We start from the raw sequence: 19714 nt of genomic DNA on the forward strand, positions 1-19714 counted from the left end.
TTTTATCACCCAGTCAGTTTAAAAGATGTTGGTAATGACAAGCCTTATAAAGGGGAGGGAACAAGATTTCCGGTTTCCCCCCTTTACAAGGGGGGATTAAGGGGGGTAATTTGACTTGTGTGTAAACCGTAGCCCAAGCTTAGGAGAGGGATTTAGGGTGAAAGCTCATTGATTCAGATTTTACGCTGGCACGACAAATTTCTCGCTACCAGCCAGTTCAAAGGCTGCATGAATGGCTTGCAAAGCTTTAACACCTTGCTCTTGTGGCACAACACAACTAATTTTGATTTCTGAAGTGGCAATCATTTGAATATTGATTTGTTGTTGAGCTAAAGCTTCAAACATTTTAGCGGCAACGCCTGGTTGTCCTACCATCCCTGCACCGACAATACTTACTTTAGCGATCGCACTATCTAAAACAACTTCCCCCCATCCTAACTCTGCTGCTACTTGAGTAAGCATTTTTTTGGCATTTTCCCCGTCTATTTGCGAGACTGTAAAGGCAATATCTCTTCTAGGAACACCATCAATCACCCGGCAACGCTGAGATTGGATAATCATATCAACACTAATATTGTGTTGCGCTAATAATCCAAACAACTTCGCCGCCATTCCCGGACGATCTGGCAATTGGCGAATCGCAAGACGCGCTTGATTCAAGTCTAGGGCTACACCGCGAACGGGAGGACAATTGGGCAGAGGGGCAGAGGGGCAGAGGGGCAGAGGGGAATCTATACATTGACTCTCCCCTGCTCCCCTGCTCCCCTGCTCCCCTGCTTCGATCTCAAAGGCGGCGCAAAGTGCTAAAACGGCGCGATCGCATTCTGCGGCATCGACTACGCAACTTACTTTCACTTCGCTGGTGGAAATCATTTGAATATTCACGCCTGCTTCAGCTAAGGTAGCGAACATCTTTGCAGCAACACCAGGACGCCCAATCATTCCTGCACCTGCGATGCTGACTTTGGCAATGTTATTTTCTATCATTACCTCGGCTTCGTCAGATTTGGGGTTAGATTGACTCCTCAGTGCTGGGGCGATCGCTGTTGCTACTGCTTCTGCCCGTTTTAATATTGGTGTGGTGACAGTAAAGGCAATGTCATTACTGTTACCTTCATGAACTGACTGAATAATCAAATCTACATCTACTTTTTGCCGAGAAATTTCGCCAAATAATCTCGCTGCCACACCTGGTTTATCGGGTACGCGCAACAAAGCCACCTTTGCTTGATTAGTGTCAAATTCTACATGATCCACCGGACGGGCAATTTCTAGATTGATTAGCGATCGCCCTTGGGGTTTGGTTGATGTCACCCAAGTACCTGGTTGATCCGTCCAGCTAGACCTAACTACAAGGGGAACACCGTAGTTACGGGCAATTTCCACAGCACGGGGATGCAACACTTTTGCGCCCAAGCTAGCTAGTTCCAACATTTCATTGCAGGTGATGGCATCCATCAACTGAGCTTCCGCAACCAAGCGGGGGTCTGTAGTGAGAATACCTGGAACATCTGTATAAATTTCACAAAAATTCGCTTTTAATGCGGCTGCGATCGCCACTGCTGAGGTGTCGGAACCACCACGACCCAAAGTCGTAATTTCCATCTCTCCGACGCTGGATATACCTTGAAAGCCAGCTACTACAACTACTTTACCTTCATTTATGTGGCGAGTTAGGCGAGTAGTTTCAATATGTAAAATCCGAGCGCGGCTGTGTTCAGCTTCGGTAACAATTCCTACCTGAGCGCCAGTCATGGAAATTGCAGGTTGTCCGAGTTCCTGCAAAGCCATACTGAGTAAGGCAATCGTTACTTGTTCGCCTGTGGAAAGCAGCATATCCATTTCCCGGCGATTAGGATTTGGAGAAATTTCAGTAGCTAGTTTGACGAGTCCATCGGTGGTTTTGCCCATCGCCGAAACCACTACGACGATAGAGTTTCCAGCTTTAACAGTTTTATAAACACGCTGTGCAACAGCTTGAATACGTTCTACTGAACCGACAGATGTACCACCGTATTTCTGAACTATGAGCGCCATAACTTTTTTTAATCAATTGTGCCTGCTTTCATTAACGCTTCCGCCTGGTTAAGGAAGCCTTCAAGGCTTATCAGTTATATAGTTTACTAAATATTGCGTCGAATGCCCTATAATAATTGATTATTCAAAAACTACATCTTCGTAAAGTGTTGCCATTGTTTCCTCAAAATCCACGCTATTGAGTCGAAATGATTGATGCTCTGATGTGTAAGATTGTAAAACCCATAACCCTTGATCATTACGTCGAAAACACTCAACTCGCTGACGTTTTGTATTAATTAAAACATATTCTTGCAGACTTTCGAGTGTTTGATAATCAGCGAATTTATCGCCCCGATCAAAAGCTTCGGTAGAATTAGATAAAACTTCGACAATTAAACAGGGAAATCTTTTATAACCAGGCGTTTCTCGATCTCGTCGATCGCAAGTAACCATCACATCGGGATAATAAAAGCGATTTAGAGATTCAATTCTGGCTTTCATGTCAGCAATGTAAACACGACAACCAGAGCCGCGCACATGATTACGGAGGAGAGCGAACAGATTTCCCGCGATGGTAACGTGTGGATCTAGCGCTCCAGCCATTGCGTAGATGTAGCCGTCTATATATTCATGCTTGATATCGCTCTGTTCCTCCATTTGGAGGTATTCTTCAACGGTGACGTAGTTTTGTTGGGGTGAGGCTATCATAGTTGAAACTTCAAGGTTTGAGTGATACTGATTTCTAGGGTAGCGTTTGCTGTGGATTGAAGTTAGTTTTTGAGATAGATTTTGGAGAGATAATTTTATGTTAGGTCTAGATAGAATTACATTTGACCCTAGCATTATGGCTGGACAAGCTTGCATTCGCGGAATGCGAATTCCGGTTTCTTTAGTAGTCAATTTGGTAGCTAATGAAAAACCTGCGGAAGAAATTTTAGAAGAATATCCTGATTTAGAAGCAGAAGATATTCATCAATCTCTACTTTATGCAGCGTGGTTGACTCAAGAACAGGTTTATCCATTTAAAATTGCTTAACCACCAGTAAAATGAAGTTTTTGGCAGATATGGGAATTTCACTACGCACTGTATCTTGATTGCGTAGCGATAAGGCTTAAGGCGAGATAATATAGCGATGAACTGTATTTGGGTAGACCTATGCAACTAGAAGATTATTTTGACTTTTTATCAGCCGATGATATTCGCCTGAAAGGACACCGCATCGGCCTCGACAATGTACTGGATTATTACTTGGAAGGATATACGCCGGAAGAAATTGCTGCTAATCTACCTAGTTTAAGTTTGGAGCAAATTCACGCTACTATTACTTACTATCTCCATAATCGCACCGATATCGAAGCTTATCTCTCACGTCTGGCAACATGGCGCAAACAGCGTTACCAAGAATCGCTTGCAAATCCTTCACTTTTAGTACAGCGCCTCAGAATTTTAAAAACTCAAAGAAATGAACGTCAGGTAAGTGCTTAGTGAAAGTTCGTTTTTTGCTCGATGAAAATTTGTCGCCGCGCTTGAAAATAGCTGTTCTTCGTCTTAACTCGGCGATAGATATTTTGCGTGTGGGTGAAAATAATGCACCAACATTAGGAACTTTAGACCCTGATGTGTTGGTTTATCTGCAATTATCTCAACGGCTGTTAGTGACAGATAACCGCGCTAGTATGCCGGCTCATTTAGAGACACATTGGGCAGAAGGTGGACATATTTGGGGCTTATTCTGGTTGCGTCCGAGAATACCAATAGGACAATTAGCACAAGAACTATTGCTAGTTTGGGAGACTACTGAGGCAGAAGAATGGATCGATCAGTTGGAATGGATTCCATTTTAAGCGATCGCCTGTAGATTTATACTTTAAAGCAGAGCGATGTCTACGACGGGCGGTTCCTGAGCGCAGCCGAAGGGCTACGCCTACGCCTTTACAACACCATCATTCCACCTCAAAACAAGGAACGACTAGCTCGGAACTAAGACGTTCTCGTTTGAAACAAGAACATTCTCGTTTGAAACATGAACATTCTCACTTGAAACAGGAACGTTCTCGTTTGAAACAAGAACATTCTCGTTCAGAACACGAATGGCCGAGTTTAAGCAATCGCACTTTTCAGTTTTATTACGGTACGCTTTGCATAAAACTAGCTTATTCTGGATTTGGGGGAAGGCGATCGCGAATATTTGCAATATTTTTATAACAACTAACAGTATAGGGATGATTCGTCCCTAACCGTTGCTCAAAAATATCTAAAGCTTGCAGATACAGGGGTTCGGCATCGCTGTACTTTTCTTGAGATTCGTATAGTGCTGCCAGATTGTTGAGGCTAATGGCAACATCGGGATGTTCTTGTCCCAGAAGCCGTTGCCTCATTTCTAAAGCTTTGCGATACAGGGCTTCAGCATCGCTGTACTTTTCTTGAGATTCGTAGAGTACCGCCAAATTGTTGAGGCTAGTAGCAATATCGGTATGTTCCTCTCCTAGCAGAGATTGGAATAGTGCCAAAGCTTTCTGGTGCAAGGATTCAGCTTCGCTGTATCTTTCTTGACAATAGTAGAGTACCGCCAAATTGTTGAGGCTAGTAGCAACATCGGTATGTTCCTCTCCTAGCAGAGATTGCAACATTACCAAAACTTGCTGGTACAGGGATTCAGCTTCGCTGTATCTTCCTTGAAATTTGTATAATACCGCTAGATTATTGAGGATAGTAGCAACATCGGTATGTTCCTCTCCCAGGCAACGTCGGCATATTGTTAAAGCTTGCTGATACAAGGGTTTGGCTTCGCTGTATCTTCCTTGAGATTTGTAAAGAAATGCCAAGTTGTTGAGGCTTGTAGCAACTAATGGATGTTCCTCTCCTAAGCGTTTTTTAGTTATCTCTAGACACTGCTCATACCAAGGTGCTGCTTGACCATACAAACCATGATGATAATAAAACCAAGCATTACCGAAGAAAAGCCAAATTAAATCATCATCACTGACGTATTGAATGAGATTCTTAGTTACTTCTGCCAGATGAGGTATGGTGCGGGAAAGATCGTTGATTTCCTTAAGAGTGCGGGAGTCATGAATCTCTTTAGTAACTGCTACCATTACCCGACAAAGCGATCGCTTAAATTCTTCTGCCTGTTCTAAACCTGTACACTTATATTGAAAAAACTGCCGCAACAGTGGATGTAATTGGTAAACTCCCTCACCTTTGCGCTGGAGTAAATGCAGATTCAGCAAGCGGTCGTCTCTAATTTCTTCTAAATCTTCCGCATCTTCTGGCAAACACTGTTCCACCAACTTCCAAGGTATGGGTGCGGCTGCAAATAAACTCAATAAACAACCCAATTGCTTATCACTGTCTTCTAATTCCTGCCAACTCAACTCAAAGGCCGCTAACACACCTTTTTGTGCTGTCATATCGGCTTCAGACTTAGATTTAGACAGAGAACGCTCATCTAATCGCTTGTTCTCCAACCGCCGCAATATTTCTGCAAAAGATAAATCTTGTTTCCGCGCCAGATAGCGCCCCACTAATTCCACGCCCAAAGGTAAATATCCCAGCCACTCACACAACTGATTTGCTAAAGCTAATTCTCGCTCAATTCGCTTTGGTGTTTCTTTGAGTAAAGACTTTAACAACTTCAGCGCCGCTTCTGGTTGCAGCACATCTAAAGATAACTGTGCGATGCGTCCCAAGTTTTGGCGCGTAGTCATCAGCACTTTAAACCGAGAAGGTAGCGACTGTAAGTAAGGCTTAATTTCCTCGTAATCGCTGACATCATCCAACACTAGCAGCACATCACCTTCACGCCAACGCCGCCAACAGTATTGCACTTGCGCGAGTAAATCAAAATCTTCTGGTGGGTTTAAATCAAGCTGCGTTCTGGCAAGCTGCACAACTTGAATGCCCACATCCCCAGTTTTTGGTAGCAACCAGCAAAGCCCACCGTTGTATATTTCGCGCTTGTTGATGGCATATTGCAGGGCGAGTTCTGTTTTCCCGACTCCACCCATCCCGGCAATAGCTGCGATCGCAACTTGTTTATTATCCTGCAAAAGTTGGTGAAGATTTTGCAATTCTTCCTCACGTCCGACAAATTCCACCACCCCACTCAGGGGTAAATTTTGCGGTATTTCAGTAGAGAGATTTGACTTTACCCGTTCCCGTTCGGGCGGCTGTAGTCAGAAGTTAAAGGTATTGCCAGAAACAGTATTAGTTCCGCCTTTAATAATTATCCCTTTATAGTTTTCAATAGTTTGAGTCAATTGCGGTTGAGCTTCTTTAGCCAATGCTTCCACAGCTTGAGCAATTTCAGGATCTTTCTTCGCCGCTTCCTCTACCTGCTGCCCAATAAGATAAGCTTGACCATAATCTAAAGGTTGTGTTTTAGCCTGTTCGATAACCTTCGCCGTGCTAGGTTCCTTGCGTTTCAGCAAAACTAACAACTTTTCGCCTTCGTTCCAAGCCTTTTCGCCGATGATTTCACCAGTTTTTTCAAAGGCTTTGGTGATTACCAAGGTTGCGATCGCAGCAGCTGTCAGTGATACTGGCTCCATAAGTTTGCCAAAGTATACGAGATTTCACTTATGATTCTCAGTTTAACAGAGCTAGAGCGAATGAAATAAGACTGTTGGCGAATTAATAGGAGGTCTAACCCATCATTTCTGATTACTTTGATTTCAGTCCGTTTCAACCGACTTGAGCTATTAGCCCAAAATTTATTTCAGGGCGGGAAAGCAACGCCAAACCAATCTTTTAGAGGTGAGTAGCTACGGTTTATAATTACCCTTTTAAATTTTAAGGGACGACTTCAACAGGTGAAATCGTCCCTTTAAACTTATAAAAGTGAAATATTCTCTATCTGCTTACTCTTGCAGGTTCAACCCACTCATCCCAAGAGCTATCGTAGCCATCATAAGTAATTTTATAAAGATCGTTGCTAACTTCTAAAACCTGCCCTGGATACCATTTACCCTTCCACAAAATTCTCACTGCATCTCCAGCTTTAAATGATGCCCGAAAGCGTGCAGTGCCAACCCATTCATCCCAGGAACTATCATAACTATCGTAGGTAATATAGCATTTATCATCATTAACCTTAAGTACCGTTGCCGGATACCATGATTCTTTCCAAAGAACCTCAGCCTTTTGTCCCACAGAACAGGGTGAAGCAGCAAAAGCACTGGGAATTAATGTTCCTACCCAAGTTGCCATAAAGATGGCACCAAACAATACTTTATTTTGCATAATTATTTCTATCCTCAAACAGTAAAACCAAATTTTGATGATGATTTCTGAAAATCTACTTCAAAATTTGCAACTAACTGTTACTATTTTTGTGGGATTTGTTTAGCGATCGCCTCAGCAAAAATTAGGAATTTCTGCTGCTGAATGTGAAGATAGCACCGCAGGATTCGGCATTTAAAAATAACGGTAGTTACTGATTTTACGAATTTGACATAAATACTCCTCACCTAAATCCCTCTCCCAAGCTTGGGAGAAGGAGTTGGGGGATGAGGGCTTTTGATTCATGCAACAGTTCTATTTTTTAATTCCCCTTTCTAAATCTAAGCTCATAAATTCCGAGCAAACCTGCTGCTACTAGCAAAGGTAAGAAATAGTAGACTCCCCGATAAGCTAACATTGAACCCAAAACTGCCGCCGCCGAAACTTTTGAAGAGAGAATCAGTAAAATTATAGTTTCAAATACTCCCAAACCACCGGGAACATTACTAACCACACCTGCAAACATCGCTAGTAAATAAATTCCCAAAAAGTCTAAATATGACAAAGATATATTGCTAGGAAGTAAAGCATAAAGAACTGCTGCCGCAAGAATCCAATCAAAACTAGAAATTGCTATTTGAGCCAAGGATATTGTAAAAGAAGGAAATCGAAATTCATGTCTACGAATTATTAATGGTTGTTTAAGAAAAATACTTCCTAGTAAGTAAACTGCAACTAATAGCAGAAAAATTCCGCCGATGGGACGCACAGTAGCAAAAGGTAAATGTAATTGAGTGGGAATCTTCAGGGGATTGATGATAAATAAAATGCCTGCAACGGCAAACATGCCCAACCAAAAAGTAAAATTGGCGAAAGCAATTACTTGAGCGATCGCCACTGCTGACACTCCCCAACTAGCATAAAATCGATAACGGATAGCACTGCCAGTTAGCAAAGCAAAACCGATGGTATTACTAAATGCAGAGCTAATAAAGTTAGTAAAAGCTATCTTATTCCAACTTAAAGAACGATTAATGTAGTTAAAACCTAAGATATCGTACCCAATCATCACTAGATAGCCCAAAGCTGTCAGCCAAATTGACCAACTTACGCGACTTTTGGGAATAGCAGCTAAAGAGTTGAGGATATCACGATAATTATACTCACGTAATTCGTTAGCGATCGCCAACAGGGAAAGCACCAGCAGCAACAAGCCAAACAAAGAACTGAAATTCAGTTGCAGCTTTTTAAGCATAGTAAAGAAACTTATCCTAACCTTGACTTTTAATTTACAACCAGTCGTAAAGTTTCCATTCTGTTGACACAGCGTTGACATATCACTTGCATAAGATTTTGAAAACAAGCAACGACTACCCCATGCTCAATTTCCTTCAAAGATGAACTACAAACAATCTAAAACTCTCTTGCTATTTTCAGTATTAACTCTAGTTAGCTGTAATTTTTACCAAAGTGTCGTTGCAAAACCACCGCAACAACAGGATTTACAAACAACGCCTTCTGTTGTTCCAATCCAGCGCAATACTAGCAACTCAGAAACTCCCCTAACCTATAAAATTGAAACCTACGATAGTCAAGCAATGGGTGGAAGTCGCACTTATGGCGTTTCTTTACCTCCTGGCTATGAGCAAAACCCCAAACAAAGGTATCCTGTAATCTTTCTCCTCCACGGTGGACATGGTAATCCCAGTGATTGGTTTATTCAGAATAAGGGACAAGCTCTCAAGACTGTAGAACAACTTTATACTACAGGTAAGTTGCCACCCAGTATCATCATTACACCAGATGGTAACGACAAACGCGGCTCTAGTCCGTACCGAGATCCCGAATATATCGATGGCCCTAATGGTAAAGTCTCTACAGCCGTGGGCGATGAGTTAGTAAAAGTTGTGCAAAGCCGTTATCGGACAATAAATAATCCAAATTTTTGGGCGATAGGTGGTTTATCTTCTGGTGGTTGGGGAGCAATAAATGTCGGATTACACAACCTGGATCGTTTCTCGATTTTATTTAGTCATAGTGGTTATTTTAAAGATAAAAGTGGCCCGGCGAATAGCCCAATATTTTATATCAAAACCATTCCTATACAAGCTCAAAAAAGGTTAAAAATCTACCTGGATTCGGGTATATCAGATGTTGATGAACTCAAGGAAGCCGAGCAATTTAGTAAGGTACTAAATCAACTGAAAATTTATAATTCATTTCGTCAGTTTCCTGGCAGTCACACTTGGCAATACTGGCGGAAGCATTTAGCAGATTCATTAACATTTGTCGGCGAACAATTTCGAGCTTCAGAAACAGCAAATATGGCTGATAAAACTTTAAGTATTAATCATCAAAAAATGCTCAAAAAAGGTTAAAAATCCATAGTAAAAGCTCTAAGCTAGTAATGAAAAATTTGTAGTAAGCACTTTAGTCATGAGAAAATTAATGACTAAATTCCTTACTACGAACTTGCTGCTTACCCATAAATTCAAACTTGACAGACTACTAGTAAAAATAATACTATTTTGCCAACCAGTTAATACTTTAAAACCACATTAAAAAATTATACTGCCATTTTTAAAATATTCATTATAGTAAGTTCTAATGGAGGGAATTTTTTTAATTTAAAAGAATATGAAGATTTCTAAATTTTTAATTGGCTTAGTAGGTGCGATCGCACTCCTGGCTAGCGTTGGTTATTATTATGTATTTATCTTAGGTGCGCCACAACTAGACCCACCCAAAAAAGAGGCAAATACTGGGCTAAAGTTTCAATTAGCAACCTTCAACTCCCAAGCGATGGGTGCAGTCCGTAACTACGGCGTGATTTTGCCCCCTAGTTATAGCAAAAATCCCCAAAAGCGCTACCCTGTGATATTCTTACTACACGGGGGTCATGATGATGCTCGTGCCTATGCTGATAAATACGCAATTTTAGATGTATTGCATGAACTTTATCAAAGTAAAAAATTACCGCCATCGATTGTGATTACACCTGATGGTAATGATAATCGCGGTTCTAGTCCTTTATACGACCCCGATTACTTTGATGGGCCGAATGGCAAAATGGGGACTTTGATTGGTTCAGAATTAGTACAAGTTGTCAAGTCGCGCTACCGCACTTTGGAAGAACCCCAATTTTGGGCACTAGGAGGTTTATCTTCTGGAGGGTGGGGTGCATTTAATATTGGATTGCGCTATCTCAACAACTTTCAGATTTTGTTTAGCCATAGCGGTTACTTTACTGATGACAGCGGTTCACAAAATAGTCCTCAACAAATTGTGCAACAGCTACCAGTTAAAGATAGAAAGCGATTGCGTGTTTACCTAGATGCGGGTGTGAACGATCCTAATTTGCTAGCCTCTACCAAAGCCTTTAACGAAACCTTAAATAAATTAGGCATTGCTCACGTATTTTATGCATTTCCTGGCGGTCATGGTTTGTCTGGTGCTAATGTAGGCTGGAACTACTTCCACAAACATCTTAAAGATTCACTCTCCTATGTCGGAGAACAGTTTCAAAAGTCAGGAGTTAAGAGTTAAGAGTTTTAACGCCACAACAAATGACAACTGACCAATGACCAATGACCAATGACAAATGACAAATGACAAATAATTTAAAAACTCAGATTGGACTTTGGAGTGCAGCTTTCCTAACAGGTTTAGTCGGAGTAGTAAATTTATTATCAGCCGTTACACCTAACCTGTATGGACGGAATCAATGGTTAAAGGAATTTTTACCATTTGAAATTCGTGCTAGCGGTCATATATTTGCAGCATTGACTGGGTTTATTTTATTAACACTTGCTACTAATTTATTACGCCGTAAAAAAATAGCCTGGTTACTTACCATTGGTTTATTAATAATTTCCATTTTCAGCCATTTGCTGAAAGGATTGGACTATGAAGAAAGTTTACTCTCTGGAGTTTTGTTACTGCAATTAATCTTGATGCGCCATTCTTTCACGGCGCAATCAGACCGTCCTTCCATTGCACGGGGAGTCAGAGTGCTGATAGGCGCTTTATTATTTACCCTGGCATACGGAACTATTGGATTTTACTTGTTAGACGGCAAATTTTCAGAGAATTTTAATTGGCGGGAAGCGATAGTTCAGACTTTGGCGATGTTCTTCACCGAGGATAATTGGGGACTGCAACCAAAAAGTAAATTTGGAGAATTTTTTGCTAATTCTGTCTATATTATTGCTGCAAGTACTATTACTTATGCAATAGTAATGCTGTTGCAACCTGTGTTTTGGCGCAATCTAGCAACTACAAATGAGCGACGAAGAGTTAAAGAAATTGTCGAGCAATATGGATGTTCTTCTTTAGCAGCGCTCACACTCTTAAATGATAAAAGTTATTATTTCAGTCCTTCAGGTAATAGTGTAATTGCTTATGTTCCCAAAGGACGGGGCGCGATCGCTTTGGGAGATCCCATCGGCCCCATTGAAGACCGCAAAGAGACAATTATTGCTTTCCAACAGTTTTGTCAGCGTAATGACTGGTATCCTGGCTTTTACCAAACTATGCCCGATGATGTTGAACTTTACAAGTCGTTAGGGTTTAAAGTACTCAAGATTGGAGAAGAAGCGATCGTTGACTTAAAAAGTTTTACCTTACAAGGGAAAGCCGGTAAAAACTTTAGACCATCAATCAGTCGTTTAACTAAGCTAGGATACCAAATCGACTTTTACCAACCACCCATCGCCAATGATTTATTGCATCGACTCAAATCTGTGAGTGATGAATGGCTAAAAATGGTACAAGGTTCAGAAAAACAATTTTCTTTGGGTTGGTTTGACGAAGCTTACCTGCGAGAGTGCGAGATTGCTGTTGTGCATAATCCTGAAGGTGAGATTAGCGCCTTTGCCAACATTATTCGGGAGTACCAACTTAACGAAGCGACTATTGACATGATGCGACATCGCTCATCTCTTGAAAATGGCACAATGGACTTTCTATTTATTTCCCTGCTCCAGCATTTTAAAGAGAATGGCTACGACAGCTTTAATTTTGGTCTTTCTGCGCTTGCTGGAGTTGGAGACAACCCCGAATCGCGCCGCTTAGAGAAAGTATTGCACTATCTTTACGAGCATTTGAATCGCTTCTACAACTTCAAGGGACTGCACGCCTACAAAGACAAGTTCCGTCCCCGTTGGGAACCGCGTTACTTGGTTTATCCCAGTTTAGCTGCCTTACCAGATGTAGTTGTAGCATTGATTCGCGCAGATTCAGGCGATCGCCTCTTCGATTATTTCAAACCCGGAGCCTAAATCTAGACTCAAAACAAAGCAATATCTACCAGCAGCTACGCCTACACAATTTGCCCTTTATATGATACAATTGTACTATAATTAAAGGCAAGGCTGTTCTTCGCGTTGCCTAAATTCCTAGCGAATAGACTCAAAACTTACTTTGCGTTCCTCTGCGCTATACTCTGCGCGACGGCAGTCGCTACAACGGGGGGAGGCAGCGCGTTGCGGGGGTTCCCCTCTGCGTTTAAACTTAAACCCTCAATCATCCACAAACTTACCATTAAATTTTGCACAGTAAGAACAGTTTATTTTGGAATATTAATAAACTTCAATAACCGTTGTTATAAAAGATTATTGACCTTATTCGCAAGGTGACAATATGAGCGACAATAAAATTTCTCTAGTAGAATTAATCCAAATTTTTGGACAATACCGCAATAACATTATCATCAATATCAAGCACCTACAAGAAGATTATCAAAGAACAGGTGTTAAGCGTATTAGAGGTGTTAGAAACGAAAATGGAGAACTTTTACAACCTTGGTTGACAACAGAATATATAGATAATGCTGAGTACGTTGACATGGGCGAGTTTAAGTTTAGCCGCAACACTGCTACTATCAATATGCTTGTCAAACGTAGAGTTAAACTTACCAAATTGGAAGACCAAACTCCTACTATTGAAGTAGCAGGATTGTTAGTAAATGACCTCAACGCTTTTAATAATTATACTATTGTAAGTGACGGCAAAATAAATGTAAATTCATTACAAGTCAAAATTAGCAGTAAAAAAGTCTTTGATTTACTCAAACAAAAAGGCATATTGGACGCAGAAGAATTTGACTTCCGAGCAGAATATACGATTCAGTTAGATAATTTGCCACTTGTAACTGCTAATAGTAGTTACAGCAGTATTGATAGACTATTCAATGAACTGGCAGAAATTAAAGTACTGACTAGTATTATTTCTGCTCACTTAAAAAAGGAATCAGATGTATTTCTTGAGGCGCAGTTAGAGGAGTTTAAAAAGCACTATCTATCTAAGAATACTTACATCAATTTTCCTACAACCAACGAATACACTGATATCAGCGAAGCTTTAGCAAATGGTACTATTGACTCAAAATTGAGCTATAAAGCCGATGTTGGCAGTCAAGATATTCTGAACCTAAGTAAGTTACCTTCTGCTAACAAGTTTCTCAATAGAATGTATCGTCTTTATGACAAAGAAACTGGAGAAATTATCATTAAACCGAGTTTCGAGATGGCATTTAATCAGAATCTCGCTGTGAGGCATAGATTGCTGTCATCACGTATCAAGATTACAAAAGTTGACGAATTAATGCAACCAATTTTTGATGATTTTCTTGGGCTTGAGCAAAATGGCATTGTTGAAGGTATTCTTCAGAAAGTTGAAGCTGATAGTTTAGCGCAGTTATTGCAGGATAAACAAACTGGTAAGCAGATAGATAAAGAAGAAATGGTTGCAGCTTTAACAGTGGCAAATAAAAAGTTAGAACAATATGTAGAAAATATCTACCAAAATAAAATATCTCCCTTAGTATTTTACATTGGTTCTACTGGACTATTGCCAGAGCAAATGAAAGCCAAAGCCATGACTGCTGACGAAGCTGCTGCGAAATACCCAAATTTGCAATTTTCTAAAAATGAGCAAGAAGGCAGTTTTTTTGCAGTTGGTGATAGTATTATCAGTATCTATACTAAAACAGAATATTACAGTAAAGTTCTTTCTGCTAGTACAGATAATTAGATTATTTAGCAATTATAATTTTTGCTGATTACATAGTAGTGGCATAAATAGTTGTGTCACTACAAATATGTATTATGAATACAATTGATAACTGCTGGAAAAACCTCATAGAAAATCCCAAAAAATTAAAGGTTTTTAGCAATTTTGCACTTCTTTATTGTCAAGCAGTAAATTTGGCTGTATGGATTTATTTTGTCGAATAGGAATCTCAATTATAAATGTTGCTCCTTCTCCTATAGATGAAATACATCGCAGTTGACCCTGATGTTTTTCGGTGACAATTTGATAACTAATTGACATCCCTAAACCAGTTCCCTTACCTACTACTTTAGTTGTAAAGAAGGGATCGAATAGACGTTGTTGAATTTCTTGCGACATTCCCACTCCATTGTCAGTAATCTCAATCGCAACCCAATCTGAGTCGAGTAACTCAGTGCGAATAGTGATTTGTAAATTACAACTTGACTCCTGGTTATTGACATATAACTCTTCTAAAGCATCGATCGCGTTAGTAATAATATTCATAAACACCTGGTTAAGTTGACCAGCGTAACACTCTATTACAGGAAGTTGAGCATACTCTTTAATAATTTGAATTTGGGAATTGTCAGGTTTGGCTTTGAGGCGGTTTTGCAGAATCATTAGCGTACTATCAATACCGCTATGAACATCCACTGCTTTCATTTCTGCTTCATCCAGTCGTGAGAAGTTCCGCAACGACAGTACAATGTTGCGAATGCGATCGCTGCCGATTTGCATAGAATCTAGCAGTTTTTGTAGGTCTTGAATGACAAAATCTAACTCAATCGCTTCTATTTCTTCTTGAATCAATGGTGTTGGATGAGGATATTCTTTTTGGTAAAGTTGCAGCATTTCTAGTAATTGTTGGATGTATTCTTTAGCATGAGTGATATTGCCATTGATAAAGCTAATGGGATTATTAATTTCGTGAGCTACACCCGCGACTAATTGTCCCAAAGAAGACATTTTTTCTGTTTGAATTAGTTGTGCTTGGGTCTTTTGTAATTGTTCAAGGGTTTCTTGAAGTTGTTGATTTTTTTGAGTTAATTCCTGCTCCCTTTGTCGCAAAGCAGCCTCGGCTTTTTTGACAGCAGTAATATCTAAACCCATTTCCACAACCATCGGCTCACCATTCATATCCTTGAATGGATAATCGTAAATCTGATATACCCGGCCTGTTTTACTATCCACCCATTCCCAGAGTTGTGGAGCGTTACTGTGAAAAACACGAAAGGTAGGACATTCAGGACAAGGTTGCTTTAATCCGGCGATCGCTTCGTAACAACGTTTCCCTGTAGGGTCTCCAAATACCTCACGGAAGCGTTGGTTATAAAATCCCACCCCGTAATCCTTCGGTTGCAGATAGAGAAAAGCTGGTAACTGATTGAGTAGGTTATAAAGGCTTTCCCGTTCAGTTTGCAGCGCTTCTATTCGCCGCAGTTGTTGGCTAATGTCTTTACCTACTGCATAAATGAGTCCCTTCTGAGAAGTTGATAAACTCCAACACAACCACCGATAACTACCATCTTTATGAAGATAACGGCTGTCCCATTGCAACTGTTGCTGTGGTTCCGTTGGCAAGTGACTGATTGTGATATCATCTGGATGCACTAATCCCAGCCACAGATGCCCGATTAAGTTTTCCGGTTTCCATCCCAATACTTGTTCCCATGCTGGATTAACTTGTTGGTAAAAACCATCTTGTCCGATGATACAAAATAGGTCAGATGAAAGGTTAAAAAAGTCTTCCAGATCAAACACAGTAATCTTGCCACTCAAGTTGTGTCTTTAAGGTAACTAAGCATATCCACTAACTTCAATGTTAAGATTACTGAAGTCAGTCGATTTAATAACTTAAAAAAACATTTCATAAAACTTGAAGGATTTTAAAACCTGGTAGTAACCACCTATTTATTTTATTTTTTAGTATATAAAAATTTAATTCCTGAGTTAGTAATTCAACTAAATGTATAAAATAATACTAAAAAATCAATAAATAATAAATCATTGAATAAATTCGCTTTATTTGTGTTTAACTGCATCTATAGTTTTATGTTTCTTGACTCAAAACAGAGTCGCTATTGTCTTGTTATTTGGGTATATCACTTTGCAAAGTTAATTTTATTACCTGATATAGCAATAGATTTACTAATAATCTTTAAGAAAATTACGCATAAATCAACTTCAATGAGACAATCTGACCTAATCTTCTCAACCTAAAGGAAGACATGAACGATCGCACAAAGGCTCTCCAGGCTCTCGCGGCTGAACGTTGGCGGGTATCCCTGATTCTCAGTGGAGTCATGATGTTTATTTACTTCGGTTTTATCCTATTAATCGCGTTCAATAAGCCCCTGCTGGGGTCATTAGTATTTCCTGGCCTCAGCCTGGGAATTTTACTAGGGGCGTTGGTAATTGTTTCAGCATGGATATTAATTTTTATCTACGTGCGTTGGGCAAATAGCAGTTACGACGACCAAATCGCAAGGCTGACACGCAAGTGAAAATGGGTATGGCAGGGGGCATGGGGCAGGGGAGCAGAGGAGCAGGGGAGCAGATGGGACAAGGGGGACAAGGGGGACAAGGGGGACAAGGGGGACAAGGGGGAATTATTGAACAAGTCTCTCCTAAGTGTCCCCCCTCTTCCTTGTCTACCTTGTCTCTTCTCCATGCCCAATGCCCAATTCCCAATTCCCAATTCTTAAATTCAAAATACTAAACCAAAAAAAGCATGAATAGTGTGTGGTTCGATCTGCCACTAGCGGCGGATATTACCAGTCTTGGTAAGTTTAACCCGTTGGCGATCGCTTTCTTTTTTCTGTTTGTTGTCAGTTCTTTAGGCATTACCTATTGGGCGGCGAAGCTCACTAAAAATACGGCACAGTTCTATACAGCTGGCGGTAAAATTAGCGGTTTCCAAAATGGTCTGGCCTTGGCTGGAGACTTTATGAGTGCAGCTAGCTTTTTAGGTATCGCTGGGCTGGTGGCACTCAACGGCTTTGACGGCTTAATTTATTCTATCGGCTTCTTGGTGGGCTGGCCGATTGTCATGTTCTTAATTGCCGAACCACTACGTAACTTAGGTAAATACACTTTTGCTGATGTAGTGGCTTTTCGCTTGCAGCAAAAACCTGTACGTATCGCCTCTGCAATTGGAACGCTGGTAGTAATTAGCTTTTACTTAATTGCTCAGATGGTAGGTGCTGGGGAGCTAATCAAACTACTGTTTGGCTTTGATTATGAATTAGCTGTGGTCATTGTCGGTTGTGTGATGATGGCTTATGTGATTTTTGGCGGGATGATTGCCACCACTTGGGTACAAATTATCAAAGCAGTTTTGTTGCTCGCTGGAACTGTCTTACTAGCTATCTTAGTACTGGCACGATTTGGCTTTAACCCGATCGCTCTTTTCGCTGCTGCATCCCAAAAGTATACAGGTGTATTAGCTCCAGGCAAACTGGTTTCCGATCCCTTTGATGCTATCTCCTTGGGGATGTCGTTGATGTTTGGCACTGCTGGATTACCCCACATTCTGATGCGTTTCTACACAGTACCGGATGCCAAAGCAGCGCGACTCTCTGTTACTTACGCTACAGCTATTATTGGCGTTTTTTATCTCCTTACCTTTATTCTGGGCTTTGGAGCGATGGTGCTAGTAGGTCAAGATGCCATCAAGCAAATTGGTACTGGTGGTAATATGGCTGCGCCGATGTTGGCAGAATTTCTCGGTGGTGATGCTTTCTTAGGTTTTATTGCCGCTGTTTCTTTTGCAACGATTTTGGCTGTTGTCGCTGGGTTGACACTCTCAGGTGCAGCTGCATTGTCCCACGATTTGTGGGTGAACGTGGTGCGCTCTGGCCATGCCGACGAGTCAGAACAATTAAAGGTGGCTCGCGGTGCAACAATGCTTTTGGGGTTAGTGGCGATATTCTTGGGTATCTTGTTTAAAGGGCAAAACGTAGCTTATATGGTAGGTTTAGCATTTGCGATCGCTGCGAGTGCAAACTTCCCAGCATTGCTCTTATCCATGCTTTGGCGACGCTTCACAACCAATGGTGCAGTTGCAAGTATGTTAGTAGGAACTGTCTCTTCTTTAGTGCTGATTTATTTATCACCTACTATTCAAGTAACGATTCTCAAGCAGGCTTCTGCACCCTTTCCCCTAAAAAATCCTGGATTAATCAGTATCCCACTGGCGTTTATTGTGGCGATTGTCGTTTCACTATTAAGTACTGAACAACAGGCACAGGAAAAATTTGCGGAAGTTGAAGATCGCATTCACATTGGTTCTGGGATGTGATTTTGTCATTTGTCATTTGTCATTTGTCATTTGTGATTGGGCATTGGGCATGGAGAAGAGACAAGGTAGATCAAAAAGAGGGGGAGACTTGGGAGAGACTTGTTCTATAATTCCCCATTGTCCCCCTTGTCCTCCTTGTCCTCCTTGTCCTCCTTGTCTCCCCTGCTCCCCCGCTACTGTCCAAGTTCTTTGATATTATTCATCACTTGTTGGTATAAGTCGTTGTTACCTTGACTTTGAAAAATACTTGCTGCTTGTTGTAAGTCCTTGAGCGCCCCCTCTTTGTCTCCATTGGTGGCGCGGGCATTTCCTCGGTTATTGTAAGCAGGGGCAAAGTTACGATTGAGGCGAATGGCTTGACTGTAATCTGCGATCGCCCCTTCTAGTTCTCCATTGGTAGCACGAGCATTTCCTCGGTTATTATAGGCGATCGCATATTTGGGGTTGAGCAGAATTGCTTGGTCAAAATCATCTAGTGCCCCTTTTTTGTCTCCATTGGTGGCGCGGGCATTTCCTCGGTTATTGTAGGCTTCGGCATAGTTGGGATTGAGGCGAATCGCTTCACTGTAATCTTTAACTGCTTCTCTGTTATTTCCCAGTGAGGCGCGGGCATTCCCCAAGTTATTATGGGCTTCGGCGTCGTTAGGATTGATGCGGAGTGCTTGATTGTAATCTGCGATCGCTTTTTCCTTGTCTCCCAAATCAAAGTAGGCTAATCCCCGCGCGTTGTAAGCAGCGCCATACTGAGAATTTTGACTAATTGCCTTACTATAAGAAGCGATCGCAGCTTGCAAGTCGCCGTTTAAATGCTGATTCTTTCCCTGAAGATAAAATTCCCCACCAATGGAAGTTGTAGCTGAACCACGGCTAGGTTGACTAACTCCTATTTCTGTTACTAATACATTGTCATTCTTACTACAAGAAATACTGCTAGTTGCTGTCAATGTAGTAAAAATAGCTATGGTAAATAAAGTATTTACCCTTGTTCGCTTTTGCCCAAATAAACGCCGTCTCATAAGTTAATATAAACTGCCATAATACCTGAATGGAATTAGTACCAAAATCTAGGGCGTGTCATCAATTAGGTAAACTGGAATCAGAACTGCTGAAAAAGAATA

General features: G+C 41.0%; 17 protein-coding genes. 9 read left to right on the forward strand and 8 right to left on the reverse strand.

Features of this window, described 5'->3' with window-relative positions; all coding sequences use genetic code 11:
• Nucleotides 1–180 precede the first annotated feature (180 nt).
• Both RM368_RS34885 and RM368_RS34890 read right to left on the reverse strand, forming a co-directional pair.
• Entirely contained in the window at nucleotides 181–2037 is a 1857-nt protein-coding gene (locus tag RM368_RS34885; protein ID WP_322698295.1) for an aspartate kinase, read from the reverse strand.
• A 120-nt stretch (nucleotides 2038–2157) separates the two neighbouring features.
• On the reverse strand, nucleotides 2158–2727 hold the full coding sequence (locus RM368_RS34890; protein ID WP_322698296.1) for a Uma2 family endonuclease: 570 nt from the start codon (nucleotides 2725–2727) through the stop codon (nucleotides 2158–2160).
• Nucleotides 2728–2824: 97 nt separating this feature from the next.
• Here RM368_RS34890 and RM368_RS34895 point away from each other — a divergent pair, with 97 nt between their 5' ends.
• From RM368_RS34895 to RM368_RS34905, 3 genes are all read left to right on the forward strand, one after another.
• Entirely contained in the window at nucleotides 2825–3055 is a 231-nt protein-coding gene (locus tag RM368_RS34895; RefSeq protein ID WP_322698297.1) for a DUF433 domain-containing protein, read from the forward strand.
• A gap of 120 nt (nucleotides 3056–3175) precedes the next feature.
• Nucleotides 3176–3505, forward strand: coding sequence for a DUF433 domain-containing protein (locus RM368_RS34900; RefSeq protein ID WP_322698298.1), 330 nt, complete (start codon nucleotides 3176–3178; stop codon nucleotides 3503–3505).
• Nucleotides 3505–3864 (forward strand): DUF5615 family PIN-like protein, encoded by a 360-nt coding sequence (locus RM368_RS34905; RefSeq protein WP_322698299.1) that lies wholly within the window; start codon nucleotides 3505–3507, stop codon nucleotides 3862–3864. Before RM368_RS34900 ends, RM368_RS34905 begins: the two co-directional genes overlap by 1 nt.
• Nucleotides 3865–4173: 309 nt before the next feature.
• On the opposite strand, the gene RM368_RS34910 is transcribed toward RM368_RS34905, so the two are convergent.
• The 4 genes from RM368_RS34910 to RM368_RS34925 all read right to left on the reverse strand — a co-directional run bounded on the left by RM368_RS34910 (nucleotide 4174) and on the right by RM368_RS34925 (nucleotide 8498).
• Complete coding sequence (locus RM368_RS34910) at nucleotides 4174–6123, reverse strand: tetratricopeptide repeat protein (RefSeq protein ID WP_322698300.1); 1950 nt, start codon at nucleotides 6121–6123, stop codon at nucleotides 4174–4176.
• A gap of 75 nt (nucleotides 6124–6198) precedes the next feature.
• Nucleotides 6199–6573 (reverse strand): hypothetical protein, encoded by a 375-nt coding sequence (locus RM368_RS34915; RefSeq protein WP_322698301.1) that lies wholly within the window; start codon nucleotides 6571–6573, stop codon nucleotides 6199–6201.
• Between the two features lie 301 nt (nucleotides 6574–6874).
• A complete protein-coding gene (locus RM368_RS34920) occupies nucleotides 6875–7264 on the reverse strand; it encodes an agenet domain-containing protein (RefSeq protein WP_322698302.1) in 390 nt (129 codons plus the stop codon).
• 301 nt (nucleotides 7265–7565) lie between these two features.
• A complete protein-coding gene (locus tag RM368_RS34925; protein ID WP_322698303.1) occupies nucleotides 7566–8498 on the reverse strand; it encodes a lysylphosphatidylglycerol synthase domain-containing protein in 933 nt (310 codons plus the stop codon).
• Nucleotides 8499–8640: 142 nt separating this feature from the next.
• On the opposite strand from RM368_RS34925, the gene RM368_RS34930 reads away from it, so the two are divergent.
• From RM368_RS34930 to RM368_RS34945, 4 genes are all read left to right on the forward strand, one after another.
• Entirely contained in the window at nucleotides 8641–9621 is a 981-nt protein-coding gene (locus tag RM368_RS34930; RefSeq protein WP_322698304.1) for an alpha/beta hydrolase, read from the forward strand.
• Between the two features lie 259 nt (nucleotides 9622–9880).
• Nucleotides 9881–10789, forward strand: coding sequence for an alpha/beta hydrolase (locus tag RM368_RS34935; protein ID WP_322698305.1), 909 nt, complete (start codon nucleotides 9881–9883; stop codon nucleotides 10787–10789).
• Between the two features lie 62 nt (nucleotides 10790–10851).
• The gene (locus RM368_RS34940; RefSeq protein WP_322698306.1) at nucleotides 10852–12522 is read left to right on the forward strand and encodes a phosphatidylglycerol lysyltransferase domain-containing protein; all 1671 of its coding nucleotides are present in this window, start codon (nucleotides 10852–10854) and stop codon (nucleotides 12520–12522) included.
• Between the two features lie 361 nt (nucleotides 12523–12883).
• A complete protein-coding gene (locus tag RM368_RS34945; RefSeq protein ID WP_322698307.1) occupies nucleotides 12884–14275 on the forward strand; it encodes a hypothetical protein in 1392 nt (463 codons plus the stop codon).
• Between the two features lie 135 nt (nucleotides 14276–14410).
• On the opposite strand, the gene RM368_RS34950 is transcribed toward RM368_RS34945, so the two are convergent.
• Nucleotides 14411–16057 (reverse strand): PAS domain-containing sensor histidine kinase, encoded by a 1647-nt coding sequence (locus tag RM368_RS34950; protein ID WP_322698308.1) that lies wholly within the window; start codon nucleotides 16055–16057, stop codon nucleotides 14411–14413.
• A 467-nt stretch (nucleotides 16058–16524) separates the two neighbouring features.
• On the opposite strand from RM368_RS34950, the gene RM368_RS34955 reads away from it, so the two are divergent.
• Both RM368_RS34955 and RM368_RS34960 read left to right on the forward strand, forming a co-directional pair.
• On the forward strand, nucleotides 16525–16800 hold the full coding sequence (locus tag RM368_RS34955; protein ID WP_322698309.1) for a DUF485 domain-containing protein: 276 nt from the start codon (nucleotides 16525–16527) through the stop codon (nucleotides 16798–16800).
• Nucleotides 16801–17027: 227 nt separating this feature from the next.
• Complete coding sequence (locus tag RM368_RS34960; protein WP_322698310.1) at nucleotides 17028–18596, forward strand: sodium:solute symporter family transporter; 1569 nt, start codon at nucleotides 17028–17030, stop codon at nucleotides 18594–18596.
• A 173-nt stretch (nucleotides 18597–18769) separates the two neighbouring features.
• Here RM368_RS34960 and RM368_RS34965 read toward each other — a convergent pair whose 3' ends face one another.
• Nucleotides 18770–19612: a tetratricopeptide repeat protein gene (locus tag RM368_RS34965; RefSeq protein ID WP_322698311.1), complete on the reverse strand. Its 843-nt coding sequence runs from the start codon at nucleotides 19610–19612 to the stop codon at nucleotides 18770–18772.
• Nucleotides 19613–19714: the final 102 nt, after the last annotated feature.

The sequence above is a fragment of the Nostoc sp. DedSLP03 genome (assembly GCF_034530815.1).
Lineage (GTDB): Bacteria > Cyanobacteriota > Cyanobacteriia > Cyanobacteriales > Nostocaceae > Nostoc.